Source organism: uncultured Phocaeicola sp. (genome assembly GCF_948499155.1).
GTDB lineage: Bacteria > Bacteroidota > Bacteroidia > Bacteroidales > Bacteroidaceae > Phocaeicola > Phocaeicola faecalis.
This window is the reverse complement of the sequence record NZ_CAOOSE010000046.1, coordinates 1-13,906: the sequence shown is the minus strand read 5'-3', so window position 1 is coordinate 13,906 and position 13,906 is coordinate 1. Positions and strand designations below refer to the sequence as shown.

At 42.4% G+C, this 13,906-nt stretch carries 15 protein-coding genes and 1 pseudogene; 10 read left to right on the top strand and 6 right to left on the bottom strand.

What is annotated here, in order from left to right:
• The 3 genes from kdpB to QYT14_RS18480 all read left to right on the top strand — a co-directional run.
• Positions 1 to 1,457, top strand: a 1,457-nt coding sequence (gene kdpB, locus QYT14_RS18490) for a potassium-transporting ATPase subunit KdpB (RefSeq protein WP_289826465.1), incomplete at its 5' end; no start/stop codon positions are given.
• Between the two features lie 13 nt (positions 1,458 to 1,470).
• On the top strand, positions 1,471 to 2,040 hold the full coding sequence (locus QYT14_RS18485; RefSeq protein ID WP_288325831.1) for a K(+)-transporting ATPase subunit C: 570 nt from the start codon (positions 1,471 to 1,473) through the stop codon (positions 2,038 to 2,040).
• Positions 2,041 to 2,637: 597 nt separating this feature from the next.
• Positions 2,638 to 3,033: a DUF4844 domain-containing protein gene (locus QYT14_RS18480; protein ID WP_288325830.1), complete on the top strand. Its 396-nt coding sequence runs from the start codon at positions 2,638 to 2,640 to the stop codon at positions 3,031 to 3,033.
• 47 nt (positions 3,034 to 3,080) lie between these two features.
• Here QYT14_RS18480 and QYT14_RS18475 read toward each other — a convergent pair whose 3' ends face one another.
• The 4 genes and pseudogenes from QYT14_RS18475 to QYT14_RS18460 form a co-directional block, all read right to left on the bottom strand.
• Entirely contained in the window at positions 3,081 to 3,323 is a 243-nt protein-coding gene (locus tag QYT14_RS18475; protein ID WP_288325829.1) for a hypothetical protein, read from the bottom strand.
• A gap of 93 nt (positions 3,324 to 3,416) precedes the next feature.
• Positions 3,417 to 3,986 carry a YdeI/OmpD-associated family protein gene (locus tag QYT14_RS18470; RefSeq protein ID WP_288325866.1) on the bottom strand — a complete coding sequence of 190 codons (570 nt, stop codon included), beginning with the start codon at positions 3,984 to 3,986 and terminating at the stop codon, positions 3,417 to 3,419.
• 6 nt (positions 3,987 to 3,992) lie between these two features.
• Positions 3,993 to 4,334: pseudogene (locus QYT14_RS18465) on the bottom strand (DUF4180 domain-containing protein); the annotation flags it as partial.
• A 51-nt stretch (positions 4,335 to 4,385) separates the two neighbouring features.
• Complete coding sequence (locus QYT14_RS18460; RefSeq protein WP_288325828.1) at positions 4,386 to 4,943, bottom strand: AAA family ATPase; 558 nt, start codon at positions 4,941 to 4,943, stop codon at positions 4,386 to 4,388.
• A gap of 433 nt (positions 4,944 to 5,376) precedes the next feature.
• On the opposite strand from QYT14_RS18460, the gene QYT14_RS18455 reads away from it, so the two are divergent.
• Positions 5,377 to 5,718 (top strand): DUF3795 domain-containing protein, encoded by a 342-nt coding sequence (locus QYT14_RS18455; RefSeq protein WP_288325864.1) that lies wholly within the window; start codon positions 5,377 to 5,379, stop codon positions 5,716 to 5,718.
• Between the two features lie 26 nt (positions 5,719 to 5,744).
• On the opposite strand, the gene QYT14_RS18450 is transcribed toward QYT14_RS18455, so the two are convergent.
• Both QYT14_RS18450 and QYT14_RS18445 read right to left on the bottom strand, forming a co-directional pair.
• A complete protein-coding gene (locus tag QYT14_RS18450; protein WP_288325827.1) occupies positions 5,745 to 6,089 on the bottom strand; it encodes a HigA family addiction module antitoxin in 345 nt (114 codons plus the stop codon).
• Between the two features lie 212 nt (positions 6,090 to 6,301).
• Positions 6,302 to 7,600, bottom strand: coding sequence for an aspartate kinase (locus QYT14_RS18445; RefSeq protein WP_288325826.1), 1,299 nt, complete (start codon positions 7,598 to 7,600; stop codon positions 6,302 to 6,304).
• A gap of 610 nt (positions 7,601 to 8,210) precedes the next feature.
• Here QYT14_RS18445 and QYT14_RS18440 point away from each other — a divergent pair.
• The 6 genes from QYT14_RS18440 (at position 8,211) to ltrA (ending at position 13,716) form a co-directional block, all read left to right on the top strand.
• Positions 8,211 to 8,984, top strand: a complete 774-nt coding sequence (locus QYT14_RS18440; RefSeq protein ID WP_288325825.1) for a DUF6261 family protein — start codon at positions 8,211 to 8,213, stop codon at positions 8,982 to 8,984.
• A gap of 187 nt (positions 8,985 to 9,171) precedes the next feature.
• On the top strand, positions 9,172 to 9,756 hold the full coding sequence (locus QYT14_RS18435; RefSeq protein ID WP_227226060.1) for a T6SS immunity protein Tdi1 domain-containing protein: 585 nt from the start codon (positions 9,172 to 9,174) through the stop codon (positions 9,754 to 9,756).
• A gap of 61 nt (positions 9,757 to 9,817) precedes the next feature.
• Positions 9,818 to 10,588 carry a hypothetical protein gene (locus QYT14_RS18430; RefSeq protein WP_288325824.1) on the top strand — a complete coding sequence of 257 codons (771 nt, stop codon included), beginning with the start codon at positions 9,818 to 9,820 and terminating at the stop codon, positions 10,586 to 10,588.
• Between the two features lie 69 nt (positions 10,589 to 10,657).
• The gene (locus QYT14_RS18425) at positions 10,658 to 11,125 is read left to right on the top strand and encodes a hypothetical protein (protein WP_288325823.1); all 468 of its coding nucleotides are present in this window, start codon (positions 10,658 to 10,660) and stop codon (positions 11,123 to 11,125) included.
• Positions 11,126 to 11,164: 39 nt separating this feature from the next.
• A complete protein-coding gene (locus tag QYT14_RS18420) occupies positions 11,165 to 11,452 on the top strand; it encodes a hypothetical protein (protein ID WP_288325822.1) in 288 nt (95 codons plus the stop codon).
• Between the two features lie 611 nt (positions 11,453 to 12,063).
• Complete coding sequence (gene ltrA / locus QYT14_RS18415; RefSeq protein WP_288325821.1) at positions 12,064 to 13,716, top strand: group II intron reverse transcriptase/maturase; 1,653 nt, start codon at positions 12,064 to 12,066, stop codon at positions 13,714 to 13,716.
• The last annotated feature ends 190 nt before the right edge of the window (positions 13,717 to 13,906 follow it).

Sequence of the window (13,906 nt, the reverse complement as noted above, 5' to 3'; positions counted from 1 at the left end):
GTGAAAGTTTCCTGGATAAGATGATTGCATTGGTGGAAGGCGCATCCCGCCAGAAGACACCGAATGAAATCGCATTGACTATCCTGTTGGCAGCCTTTACGTTGGTCTTTGTCATTGTGTGTATCACCCTAAAACCGTTTGCCGACTATACGGGAACCGTGATTACCATTGCTTCTTTTCTGTCCCTGTTTGTCTGTCTCATTCCGACTACCATCGGCGGTTTGCTGTCGGCCATCGGCATTGCGGGTATGGACCGCGCTTTGCGTGCCAATGTCATCACCAAATCGGGCAAGGCGGTGGAAACAGTCGGTGATATTGATACGTTGCTGCTCGATAAAACCGGTACCATTACCATCGGAAACCGCAAAGCGACCCGTTTCTATCCGGCGCAAGGAGTCGATGAACAGGCTTTCATCGAAGCGTGCCTGCTCTCTTCCGTATCCGATGACACCCCGGAAGGAAAATCCATCATCGAACTGGGGCGGGAATCAGGTTTGCGTATGCGCAACTTGAATACCGAGGGAGCCCACATGATAAAGTTTACTGCCGAAACCAAATGCTCCGGCATTAATTTGAAGGATGGAACGGAAATCCGCAAAGGTGCGTTTGATGCCATCCGCAGGATAGCCCTTTCTGCCGGAAACACTTTCCCGAAAGAAACGGAAGACGTTATTCAGGAGATTACCGGTAATGGGGGAACGCCCTTGGTGGTCAGCATCAATAAGAAAGTGGCCGGTGTGATAGAATTACAGGATATTATTAAGCCGGGCATTCAGGAACGCTTCGAACGCTTGCGCAAGATGGGAGTAAAAACAGTCATGGTGACGGGAGACAATCCGTTGACAGCCAAATATATTGCCGAGAAAGCAGGAGTCGATGACTTTATAGCCGAGGCGAAGCCTGAAGACAAGATGGAATACATCAAAAAAGAGCAGGCTGCCGGAAAACTGGTTGCCATGATGGGCGACGGTACAAACGATGCCCCTGCCCTGGCCCAAGCCAATGTGGGGGTAGCCATGAACAGCGGTACGCAGGCGGCCAAGGAAGCCGGAAATATGGTGGACCTTGACAACGACCCCACCAAACTGATAGAAATTGTTGAAATAGGCAAGCAGTTGCTGATGACGCGCGGCACACTGACCACGTTCTCCATTGCCAATGATGTGGCCAAGTATTTTGCAATCGTTCCTGCGCTGTTCATGCTCTCTATCCCCGAACTTGCCGCACTGAACATCATGGGGCTGCATAGTCCTGAAAGCGCTATCCTGTCTGCGGTTATTTTCAATGCCATTATCATCCCCATCTTGATTCCATTGGCATTGAAAGGGGTCCGGTACAAACCGATAGGAGCTTCCGCCCTGCTCCGCCGTAATCTTTTGATTTATGGATTAGGCGGTGTCATTGCCCCCTTTGTGGGAATTAAGTTAATCGATTTAGTAGTAGGTTTATTCTTTTAATCAGTAAGTAACAATGAAAAATTTTATAAGGTCATTCAGACTAACTTTAGTGTTCTGTGTATTCTTTTCAGTGTTTTATATATTGGTATTGTGGCTGTTCGCCCAGTTTGCCGGACCTAATTCCGGCAATGCCGAAGTCGCAACGCTGGACGGCAAAGTGGTGGGTGCGGCCAATGTGGGACAATCTTTCACGGAAGACATTTATTTCTGGGGACGTCCTTCCTGTGCCGGAGAAGGTTATGATGCAACGAGTTCTTCGGGTAGTAACAAAGGGCCTACAAACGAAGAGTATCTGGCCGAGGTAGAAGCGCGTATCGATACTTTCCTGCTTCATCACCCCTATCTGAGCCGCAAGGATGTGCCTGCCGAAATGGTGACAGCCAGTGCTTCCGGTCTGGACCCTCATATTACTCCGGCATGTGCCTACGTACAGGTGCAACGGGTGGCAAAGGCTCGTGGAATGAGCGAAGAAACAGTGAAGGCAATGGTAGACAAGTCTATCGAGCACCCGTTTCTATGGCTGTTTGGAACAGAAAAAGTAAATGTTCTGAAACTGAACATTGCACTGGAAGAATCAAAATAATTCATCAGAAGAAAGCATTTCTTTAAAAGCCACTAAAGAGATTCCGATTACAGAACGCTTTTCATTGCCTTTGTTTGTGCAAGCCGTTGCTTCCCCTTCGTCTGATAAAACTTATCTGATAGCAGGTTTGAGCATCGGGTTCTGATTGTGTGAATTTATTTTTTTTGTAGGAAAGCCGGGTGTCCGAAAAGGTCGGTAATTCTATCATTTTGTCATTCTGAACATCGTGAAGAATCTGAATACACTACTTTGTGTTAACAGATTCTTCGTTACACTCAGAACGTACCTTAATGAAAAAATCTTTCAAGGGGTCAGCGAAGCTAATGACAGAGCAAAAGGATAGCACAATATATCTTTTGGGGCAGTCTCCTTTCTGTATCATCAAATAGAATAGTCAAAATTGCAATGCATGGAAAAATAGTATTTGTATATATCCTCTTGCATTCATTATTTTAATTACCTTTGGCACAACATATTTAGATTGATTGATAAATGAAATGAGATATGAAATATTATACTAGAATACTATTTATGGCGGTAATAATTGCTGCTTTTTCAGCTTGTATGCAGAAAAATAGTTTAAAAACAGATAACAATATGATGGAACAAACAGAAGAAAATGTCAGAAAACGAAAAGATGCATTGCAACACATAGATGAGGCTATAGAACAATACATCGCCCGTGATAAGTTTGCAGCGACATCCGTTTATCCCGGAATCAGTGATGAAGAACTTCGTGAGCCGTTGAATAACATTTTAAACATATTGGCTGAGACGTTTAAAAAGATAGCACACGATGAATCTGATGAAGTCATGTATCAAATGGCTATCAAACAAGTCCTCGACAATTTGGATGGTGTTTATTTCGATTCGGAAGATCAAGACCAGTTCTGTGCATCTATTGAGGCGTTGATGGACATTGTAGGTTTGGAAAGTTCGGGTGGATTATTGAATAAATGGAGATATGGATTTATTCCTGATGATGACAAATAGAACCTGCATTAAAAAATGTTTTAGATAAGTGAGTAAGAGGGAAATATTCAGATTAGACAGAGGTAGAATTCATTAATATTCAACTTCTTGCTAATCTCACGAGCCACTTTCAAAGCAGGCGCTTCAACCAGAAAGTGTTCTTCCTCGTAATCGGCAACCAAATCTGAGATTAAGTCCAATTCAAGAAAATTCTTATCATCCGACGGCGTATCATTACTAACCACTTTTAGTAATTCATCAATTCTTGCACAAGCTGCCTCGTATTGTTTTTCCGTTTTTATCTTTGCCATAACCTTTCTGTTTAAGCGTTTATTATCATATTTTTTATGAGTGCCTATCCAGCGGCAAGGGAAACGACAGCAACTACCTTGTCATTCTTTATACTAATAGTATTTCCCAATCCCGCCATATCCTGTTATTGTTTTATTCTCCTTTGTTTTTTTAATGAAATGGTTTAACCGCTTCTCAAATTCTTCAGGGCGTGTCCTCGCGGCTTCAATGTATGCAATACGGATTCGCTGATAGGAATCGGAAAACTGTTGATAGTTTTTCCACACTATTTTATCTTCTTTCAATTTGTCAATTATGTCACTGGGAAAAATGAAAGGTTCAGATAACACAGTCTGTATTTTAGCCTTAAACCGGGGATGTATCCTGTCATTTTCCAATAGCCATTTAAGCCTTTCTTTGTTGGCTTGCGAATAAGTGCTTTTAGGATTTCTGGGAGTGAAACGCTGAATTTTATGATCTTTGTCAAGAGGTCTTATCGTACTGTCAATCCATTCGAAACATAGAGCTTCCTCAACCGCATCATTGTATAGAATAGATTTTTCACCTGATGACTTGCCGGGAAATACAAACCATATTTCATTAGCAGTGTCAAAATTATCCATTAACCACTTTCTCCAATCTTCCCGGTTCTCAAAATACTTTATTTTATTTTCTGTCAACATATCAATCGCAGCCTCCTTTGTATCTACGAAAACAACATTTTTCCCCTTATTACTCTCATAAATGAAATCTCCAAGAGGTTTGCTTGTATAGTGTGAATAATCTCCATAAATCGCAATTCTTCCACCATAATTTACATATTTCTGCAAAATCTCTCCAGCAATGCCACTGCTGAGGACAAAGAAGTCTTCCGTAATCAGTTTTTTATCTATCACGATGTTTTTTGTACCCACCTCATATTTTGCGGTCATCAATAAATCAAGTGCCGATTGTATATCTGTAATTACCACAGAATCACTTTCGACTATTGCGCATGTAATATTGTTTTTTGTTACCGGACGAAATGTCATACCATATTACTTTTATTATCTGTTAATCAAATTATTTGGCTATGGATGCTTTTATATTAAATCATTATACAACAAGTGTTTTCTCTCTTTAATATGTTCTTTGATTATTGAAACAGCTTTTTCAATAGAACAATCTGTGGTATTTATGACAAACGGCTCATAATCACCGAGATTAACAAACTGTTTCCACATTGTTTCAACTAACTCGATATTGGTATCTTTACTTAATTTAGTCCGTTCAATGGCACGTTTCATCGTTTCTTCTTTGTCTGCCCTCAATATGATGTAGTGGATTTCATACCCTTCTTGTATAGCCTCTTTCCAAGGTGTTAAAAACCAAGGGCCTACAATGCCATCTACAATTACATCGTATCCACTGCGGACATAACGTTTGGCTGCTTCTAAAAAAGCCTCGATAACAACTAAATTCTGTTCCTGTGATTCGGGCAAATGGGGTGGTATTGCCCCTTTGCTCAAGTAGTGGTAAAAATCATCTGTATGCATATGCACAGATCTTGCAAAATCAGATTCTTTTGCGATAATTGTTGCTATTGTAGTTTTCCCGGTTCCCGGAGAACCTGTAATTATAATAATTCTACCTTTATACATATATAAATATTCTATTTTTGAAGCTGTTTCTTTCGTGTTGAACTCATCATTTCAAGAAGTTCCATTTGAGCAGGATTGAATACTGTTCTTTCCATAATTCGTTTCTTTTATTGTTTTGATAAGTACAAAAATACTCATAATCCTCATTATCACATTACCCTTTCTGTTTTTTTATAAATATTATCCTCATAATTCTATAAGAAAGGCACATTACAATCTTTCAGCTTCCCCCCGCCCCAAAAAAATATTTCCCAATCATAGTTTTATGAAATAAAGCCAAGTCCTACTTTACTTTCAATTAAATTCCATATATTCACACCCGAATAAGAATCCGGTGTATCACACCCCAATTTGATAGAAACGAATTTTGCATAAGAACCTATTCCAAAAGGTAAAGAATAACTCAAGAAAACAACCATTTAAAAACGAAATGATGAAACAATTAATCGCCTGTTGCGGACTGGATTGCGAAAACTGCGACGCCCGCATAGCCACTGTCACGAATGACGATGCGCTGAGAGAAAAAACCGCCAAAGCGTGGAGCGTGATGAACAATGCACCGCAAATTACAGCAGAAACCATCCATTGCATGGGCTGCCGCACCGATGGAGCCAAATTTGCATTTTGCAGTGAATATTGCGAAATCCGTAAGTGTGTCCATGCGAAAGGATTTAACACCTGCGGTGACTGTAAAGAGTTGGATAACTGCCCGATAGTGGGTGCCGTCTTTCAACATGCTCCCGGGGCAAAAGAAAACCTGCTGACTTCAGATTGATTTCTGAAGCCGGGCAGGTATTATTCTTACAATACCGCAGCTATTTTACGGATATTGGCAAGTCTCTCTGCAAATGATTTGTCCGATTTGGCGATTTGCATATCATATCGGGCTTGCAAACGGAGCAACGGCTCTGCATCAATGCCAAGCGCCGCCTCAAACAACAATGCGTATTCCGTAGAAACAGCACGTTTGCCATTCAGTATCTCGTTCAGCAGTGAAGAGGATATGCCCATTTGTGCTGCGAGTTTTCTTTGCGATATGCCTCTATATTCGATTTCCTCTTTCAGAATATCGCCCGGATGAGTCGGTTCAAACGGGACTAAATTGTTAGCAATCATGTGTGGGTCAATGTCTTTTAATGTAACCATACTGCCTGTTATTTATAATGGTTTGACAATTCAATTATATTACATACGGTAACAACCGGCTCTTCCGCGATTTCCTTTCACGCGTAAAAAGTTTGTAAATATAAAACTTCTGCCCAGCATTCACAAATAAGTGAACAACTATTTATTGAATAACAAGAATGTCCGGGAATAGATTAAGGCTTTGAACCATTCCTGTCGTTTTCCGCATGAAACTATGCCCCAAGAAAAACCTCCTCCAGCTCCCTTACCGCCTGCTCCCTGTCCTTTTCCCGAACCACTACCGACACATTGTGATTACTGCTTCCATAAGAAATCTGATAAAGCGGAATGTGACATAACACATTGATAATGTGCGCCTCCATGCCCGTATGCTCCCACGACAAATTGCCGATGACACTCACCACAGCCATGTCCGTTTCAATGCCCACCTCGGCATATTTGCCCAACTCCCGATAAATAAACCGCAACGTATCACTGCTGCAACTCACCGCCACGGATATGTTGACATTCGAGGTGGACGCCGAATGAATCAGCACTTTATATCTTTCGAAAGTGTCAAATACTTTTCCGATAAAAAGAGAGGCGTTCAGTATTTCCAGCGATTTCAGTTTGATAAACGCCACTTGGCGGCGCGAAACAAGGGCTTTCACCCCCTGCCCCATCCTTTCGGCAGAAATCAGTAATTCATTTTCATCGGAAAACGGAAGCCTTTGTAGGGCGATGGCCATTCCTGCCGAACGTGCCAATGCAATGCACTCGGCAGAGATAAATCTAGCTCCGCAGTCAATCAGGTTTTCCGCTTCGCCGAACGTTATGGAATGCGTTTGTCGCATTTTTATATTGCCGTTCAGCACGCCGCCGGAGGTGTAAAGCACCACCTCTGTCGCGTGGAAAACCGCTCCGGTCAATGCGGCATAATAATCCGTGCCGCCGTGGGGCAGAAGGCAGGTTTCATTATATACATTCATGCACAGGGCGTTTTGAGTGATATATAGGGGGACGTCGGGAAGCCCTTTCATCAGCTCTTCCACGTTTTTGCGGGAGTTTTCCATATCCGGTTTCCTGTCGACGCCAAGACGCAGGAATTTGCACGAATGGAGTACGCAATTTTCTTTCCCCTGCATCCGCAAAAGGTGGGAAAGAAACAAGCTGGATATAATAGCCCCCTGAGCCATTATATCGCGGTCGTCTACCAGACGCGGAGCCTCGTTGCATAAATCCGCCATCTGCCGGATGTGTATTTTTATATCTTGCTCCGCTTCTTCTCGCCGGCCTTCCGAAACAATCATCCGGTTCAGCCAGTCCATACAATCATCTGACAAGGATTGCACTTCTCTCAGGGCGTCTTCTATCTCGATATGGAACAAGCTGATGGATATTTTTTGAATTTTATCAGCAATATCTGTGAATGTGTCAAGAACAATGACGCAGGAAATGTCGGTCTTGATATTTTCTGTCATGCACACCAGGTCGAGCGGTGTTTTAATATTTTCCAAACTATAAATTTTCATCGTTTTATTTTTTATGGGTTCCGTGAATCTTTTTTTCTTTTCCATTTTAGAAAGCTTTTTTCCAAAATGGAAGGCAGCGGACTGCAACACTCGTTTTTAATCTTTTATATTTCAATGTTTTAGCATTTTGGTTCTGTTTTTCTGTTCTCATTCTACAGTAGAATGTTCCAAAAGGATGCCAAAGCGGTGAGGGAGGCAGGAGAAAAGTCACTTTGCCGATATTCGGTTGACAAGGCCGGAAACCTTGTCGCGGCCTTCAAAAAGTTCTCTGTGATGCAGGAAACGTGGTTTTCGGGATAAAATCGACTTTTTCGCCCCCGGAAACCGCGTTTTTTGCATCCCCATGAATCTTTTGTACACAGAAACAACGTTTGTAGCATAAAAATGCTTACTTTTGAACAGGAAACCGCAAGGACGAGGCCGCGACCAGCGTCGTGCTCCCCGAAACCGCGTTTCCGAGTCCGCAACGAATGTTTTGCCCCGGGAAACTCTCTTTCTAGCTCCAAAAAATCCGCAGTGAACCCCGGAACGCCCGATTTCCGCATCAAAAAGAACAACAAACCGCCGGAAACCCGGTTTTCGGCAAAACATTAATTTAAATCGCATAGAAATGAAACAGATTGAAAACATCAGCCTCGAACGTATGAATAACGGCGCGCACTACATGTACCTCACCAACGTAATGGCGCATGCCGATGCCGACGAAAAAGTGAAAACCGCCACCACCGCCCTGCTCGCCACCCTGCGCAGCGCATGGCAGGCAGAGGACGAAGCGTTGAAGACTTCGCAGAAAAGCCTGTTGACCGACGACATTGTGGAAGCCGACCACCTGCGCGACTCCCTTTACAGCGGTTACCGCAAGGCCGTTGCCGGATTCAAGGATTTCCCCGTGGAGCCGATGGCGCAGGCCTACCGCACGCTGTGGCAGCATTTGAAAGATTATAACATCAATCCTTCCGCTCAACTGGATAAGGAAACAGGTCTGCTCATCAATTTTATTGACGACTTGGAAATCAAGTACAAATCTCAGGTGGAAGCGTTGGGCCTTACCGCCTTTGTCACCCAACTGAAGGTGGCAAACGAACGTGTGCGCACGCTCACCGCCAGCCGTACAGACGAGCGCACCACGCAGACGGTGGGTGCCATGAAGTCGGCCCGCGCCGCCTCGGATGCCGCTTACCGCGAGTTTGTCCGCATGGTGAACGCATTGGCTCTGGTGCAGGGTGAAGCCGATTTTGCCAATTTCATTGACTACATGAACACTGAAATCGTGCACTATAAGCGCGAGGTTATCGGGCAGAAGGCTGCCAAGCCTGCCGCTTCTGCCAACGGCGGAAACAAGGGGGAGAATGAGAAGGGCGAGGCGTCCGAACCTACGGTTTAATGTGAACCGTATGAGGATGGTCAGAAAGTAATGACTGCACCTGACTGGTGTCGGTTGCTAAGGTAACCGATGCCGGTGGGGGTGGTTATTAGAGATTAGGAACCACACCTGTTGGGTGTCGGTTATTTCGATAACCGATACCTTGCAGTGTTCTTATAAATACATTAGTAATCAAAGTTCAACAAATATGTACGAAAAGTTTTTAGATAAGAACCCCAGTAGCATCTGCCAAACGGTAGATGATGCTTTTATTGCTAAATATGCCAATGTCGTATCGGAGAACATAATCACACTTTGGAAAGAAGTTGGATTTGGAATGTTTTGCGAGGGATTATTTAGGATTATTGAACCTAATGAATATCAGGCAATAATAGATGATTGCTATCCGATGGCGGGTTTTGGTTCTGCCACACCATTTATGACAACAGTTTTCGGTGATATATTTGCCTATGTGAAAGATTGCAGGATAGGTGATTATGTCGTCTTTGTCAATGTGAGATACGGAACATTCAGGATTTTATCTGATAAGGTCGATATTCTGTTTAATATCGTATTATTCAATAAGGGCTGCTTGTCTTCATGGTTTTCCTTAGATGAATATCCCATAATAAAATCAGCCAAAGGTATTCCGGCATTAGACGAATGTTACGGTTATGTTCCGGCATTGGCATTGGGTGGTAAAGAAGCAATAGATAACATCCATATTCTAAAAACTATTCCCTACATAGAAATGTCACTCCAATCTATCGGAGATTTGAAACGAGTGCAATAACAGATTACTAACGAAGCGCGATAACGCTTACAGCGTTCCTCGCTTAGCCATTAGTTGCAATATGGAAAGAGTAATTATACTTTATATTTTATTCTTGCTTTCACATTTTGCTTTTGCACAAAACTATAAGGAAACTATTCAAACAGAGATTGATGCAATAAACAAAATGCCTTTGAGAATTGCATACCTTGTTCCTTTAGATAGTTTAGGAAAAGTAATAGAGGATGAATATATGGAATTTGATCAAATCCATTCATACAAAATCTTAGATGATGGTCATATTAAGAATGCCAATATATTGATCACTATGTATTTCGATAGCGATAACAATATCAGGAAAGTATTTAAGCGATGGGCTGACGGGGGTGCATTGCACAGTATCGCATATTATAATTCTAATGGGCGATTGATATATGGGGTATATAATAGAGGAGATGAAACTCACGGAAAGTTGTATGCTGACACTCCGGGTTTTCATATAGAGCATTTTCCTGAAGAGAATGAATGTAATGACTGTTTTGAAGCATACCTATTCCTATCTACGAAATGTATGGAAGCTCAGTATAATATAATATTACAAAGCCCCCCGAATGCTAAAAGGACGAATTTTACGCCACAAGTTGGAGATCGTGCCATACTATGCAGCTCCTACATTTATTCTTTACCTGATGGAGAAAAAATTACCGAAGGAGAAGATGGCATAGCAGTTAGTTTTGGAATGCCTGTTGTTATAAGTAAAATAGTAAATGGCTGGTGTAGAATAAATTCCATTTTTAATGCCCATATAGGTTATATACCTATTCAAGACATTGAAATCATTAAGAATATATAGTAAGCAACTAACAAGGTCGAGATAACAGCTAATGCTGTTTCTCACCAAACCATTACTAACAATCGTGCGATGAATAAAACAGTCCAGTCTATACTATCATTGACTGCTGTCAGCCTTTTACTGATAGTGATAACATTCTTTTTTGGTGGCTTAGGTTTCGGGCGACTATTCGGAATATATGGTATTATGGAAGATAGTTTTTTAGGTATGTTCATGGTTATAGATATGCTGGTAATCTACAAGGTCTATAAGCTATATTTCCGTCAGCCCAAAGCTATAATGTTATTGTTTGGTTTGGAATGTTGCTCTATTCTTTTGTGGCTTGTCTTTATCTGTTTAGACCAACATCTATTGGATTGGCAAATAACCAATCTGTTATTGCAAGCAGTCAGTTTGGACGGCTTCGCAGGAGATGAACGAGGATTGAATATGCTTGCAGTCTTATGCGGTATGATCTATCCGCTTATTGGGATTGGGTGTTTATTCACTGGATTGAGATTTATAAATAAGTTAGTAACAACGAAAGATAGCATCTGACGATGCTCCTTTCTAACCATTAGTGATAACATAAATAATATGAAGTTATTAACAAAAGAAATATTTGTAAATGGAATAAAGCAATATGTACTGCATGATGATTATGATGCCGTAAAAATTGCCCAATACGCCTTTTCCTGCTATTCTGATTATAATATTATAGATGAAAAGTTGAAAAAGGTCGTCTATGAAATAATGATGATGGATGCTGATTCATGTATGGAAATGGATAGAAATCAGTTTGTCAATTACATAGAGAATATGCTTCATATCAAGATAGAATATATCACTAACATACACCTGTGCGACATGATGTCATATAAATGAATGTTTAAGATACTATCCCACGAGCTGGGTAAGTATGATTGAACCCATTGTTCCGTCAATGGAAGCCTACGGCAGGTGCGGATTACCCTGTATTGTGCTGTCGGACAACGTAACCCAACCGAAAGGTGCAGGCTGAACCGTGAGGGGAAGCCAATGGCTGCTAACATCGGCGGTCTGGGGGCAAGGCTGGAACGGAATGGTTAGATTAAACGAACTGTCGGTTGAAGTGTCGTCAGTTAGAAAGAGCTAAGGATGTTCGGCTGTAAAGCCGTAAGGCTCTGACCAAAAAGGTAAGGTAGTCAGGTTACTTCATGTAGGTGCTGGAAGTACACGGATGTCGGACTATCGGCGCATAGACAGAACCTAACCCGTTCGTCAGTCATTTATATGAAACATGGTAAGCCTGTATTTCTCTTGCAGCAATGCAAGTAAGCCAACCGTAAGGAAAGCCGAACGGGATGCAGGTAAAAGATTGCGGAGAAAGCGAATGTCGTTCTGTAATGGGGCGGATAGAAGTTGTAACATCACTTCACACGAAAGTGGGCAGACTTCCGCATAGTGGTTATAATCTTTACAAGAAACTTTTAGAACTTTCAAAAGGAGGAAAGCAAATGAACGAAACAAAATCGTGTGCGCCTGCTGACTCGTGGACAACTTGGGAACAGATACAATGGAACAAGTGCGAAAACGAAGTCCGAAAGCTGCAAGCTCGTATTGTAAAGGCTCAAATGAGCGGCAGACATAACAGGGTGAAAGCCTTGCAGTGGATGCTGACGCATTCGTTTTACGGAAAGGCGTTAGCCATAAAGCGTGTGACCTCTAACGGAGGTAAGAAAACAGCAGGTGTGGACCATGTATTATGGAGTACACCAAACCAAAAGATGGATGCGATAGCCAGCTTGAAAAGAAGGGGCTACCGTCCACAACCCCTGCGAAGGGTGAATATCAAAAAGAGCAATGGCAAATTGCGTCCGCTTGGAATACCCACACTCAAAGACAGAGCGATGCAGGCATTATATCACATGGCACTTGACCCTGTGGCAGAAACCACAGCCGACACGCACTCCTACGGCTTCCGAAAAGAAAGGAGTACAAAGGATGCGAAAGAAATGTGCTTCACGGTACTTGCCCGCAAAATCGCACCGCAATGGGTATTGGAGGGAGATATAAAAGGGTGCTTTGACCACATCAGCCACGAATGGCTGCAAAACCATATCCCGATGGATAAGGTCATGTTAAGGAAATGGCTCAAAAGCGGTTATGTATTCCATAACAAATTATATCCCACCCATGAGGGTACTCCGCAAGGAGGTATCATTTCTCCGACACTCGCCAATATGGTGCTGAACGGCATGCAGACAATGTTGTCCGAACGGTTCAAGGTAAGAATGGGCAAGAATTACTACAATCCCAAAATAAATCTTGTCAGATATGCTGACGACTTCATCGTTACAGGCAAAGATAAGGATATTTTGGAAAACGAAGTTAAACCTGCCATAAAAGAATTTCTCACGGAAAGGGGACTGACACTCTCGGAAGAGAAAACGAAAATTACCCATATAAATGAGGGATTTGATTTCTTGGGCTACAACTTTAGAAAGTTCAATGGAACATTGATTGTAAAACCGTCAGCGAAAAGTGTGCAGAAGCTACTGGACAAGGTAAAATCCATAACTCGCAAATACAGGGCTATATCACAAGTATCTCTGATAAGAGTGCTGAATCCCATTATTAGAGGATGGAGCAATTATTATAAAACCTGTTCCTGTGGCAAAACAAAAATCAAGGTGGACTATCTGCTTTATAAAAAGATACGCAGGTGGGCTGACAGAAGACACCCGAAAAAAGGGAAACATTGGGTATCACACAAGTATTTCCACACAAGAGGGAAAAATCATTGGCGGTTTGGTACTTGGGTAAAAAAGCAAGGCGAAAAGATGTTCTATCCATTGATGAGCGTATGCGATGTACCCAAAACCAAACATATCCTGATAGTTGGAGAAGCCAACCCGTACAGCGTACAATACGCCACCTATTTTAATAAACGGCATACTCAAAACTTATTGGAGCATTTTAACGGACGATACACCTTACGCAACTTGTGGGAAAAACAAATGCGCAGGTGTAAAGTGTGTGGAGAGCCGATAACAACCGCTACCCCGTGGGTACAAACACACTTGGTAGTAAATAATAAACGGATAAATTACCTTGCACATGAAAATTGCTGTAAATTTACCAACATAACCGAATGGAGGTTCCTATGAGCCGGCTTGGTCAAACAAGTTTAGAGCCGCTTGAGCCGTATGATGGGAAACTATCATGTACGGTTCTTAGAGGGGAAAGCCCCCGAAAGGGGGCTGACCTACTCGATGTGCCACCTAACGGCGGCAAGCTGCAAACCATGTTTGCCCTGCATGTGTAGTAACTATAGGGTGCAAGTCCCGAACGAGCCCT

Excerpts from the sequence above, each read along its gene's own strand:
- QYT14_RS18485 (WP_288325831.1), top strand. The coding sequence starts at position 1,471 with ATGAAAAATTTTATAAGGTCATTCAGACTAACTTTAGTGTTCTGTGTA.
- QYT14_RS18480 (WP_288325830.1), top strand. The coding sequence starts at position 2,638 with ATGATGGAACAAACAGAAGAAAATGTCAGAAAACGAAAAGATGCATTG.
- QYT14_RS18475 (WP_288325829.1), bottom strand. The coding sequence starts at position 3,323 with ATGGCAAAGATAAAAACGGAAAAACAATACGAGGCAGCTTGTGCAAGA.
- QYT14_RS18470 (WP_288325866.1), bottom strand. The coding sequence starts at position 3,986 with ATGTTGACAGAAAATAAAATAAAGTATTTTGAGAACCGGGAAGATTGG.
- QYT14_RS18460 (WP_288325828.1), bottom strand. The coding sequence starts at position 4,943 with ATGTATAAAGGTAGAATTATTATAATTACAGGTTCTCCGGGAACCGGG.
- QYT14_RS18455 (WP_288325864.1), top strand. The coding sequence starts at position 5,377 with ATGAAACAATTAATCGCCTGTTGCGGACTGGATTGCGAAAACTGCGAC.
- QYT14_RS18450 (WP_288325827.1), bottom strand. The coding sequence starts at position 6,089 with ATGGTTACATTAAAAGACATTGACCCACACATGATTGCTAACAATTTA.
- QYT14_RS18445 (WP_288325826.1), bottom strand. The coding sequence starts at position 7,600 with ATGAAAATTTATAGTTTGGAAAATATTAAAACACCGCTCGACCTGGTG.
- QYT14_RS18440 (WP_288325825.1), top strand. The coding sequence starts at position 8,211 with ATGAAACAGATTGAAAACATCAGCCTCGAACGTATGAATAACGGCGCG.
- QYT14_RS18435 (WP_227226060.1), top strand. The coding sequence starts at position 9,172 with ATGTACGAAAAGTTTTTAGATAAGAACCCCAGTAGCATCTGCCAAACG.
- QYT14_RS18430 (WP_288325824.1), top strand. The coding sequence starts at position 9,818 with ATGGAAAGAGTAATTATACTTTATATTTTATTCTTGCTTTCACATTTT.
- QYT14_RS18425 (WP_288325823.1), top strand. The coding sequence starts at position 10,658 with ATGAATAAAACAGTCCAGTCTATACTATCATTGACTGCTGTCAGCCTT.
- QYT14_RS18420 (WP_288325822.1), top strand. The coding sequence starts at position 11,165 with ATGAAGTTATTAACAAAAGAAATATTTGTAAATGGAATAAAGCAATAT.
- ltrA (WP_288325821.1), top strand. The coding sequence starts at position 12,064 with ATGAACGAAACAAAATCGTGTGCGCCTGCTGACTCGTGGACAACTTGG.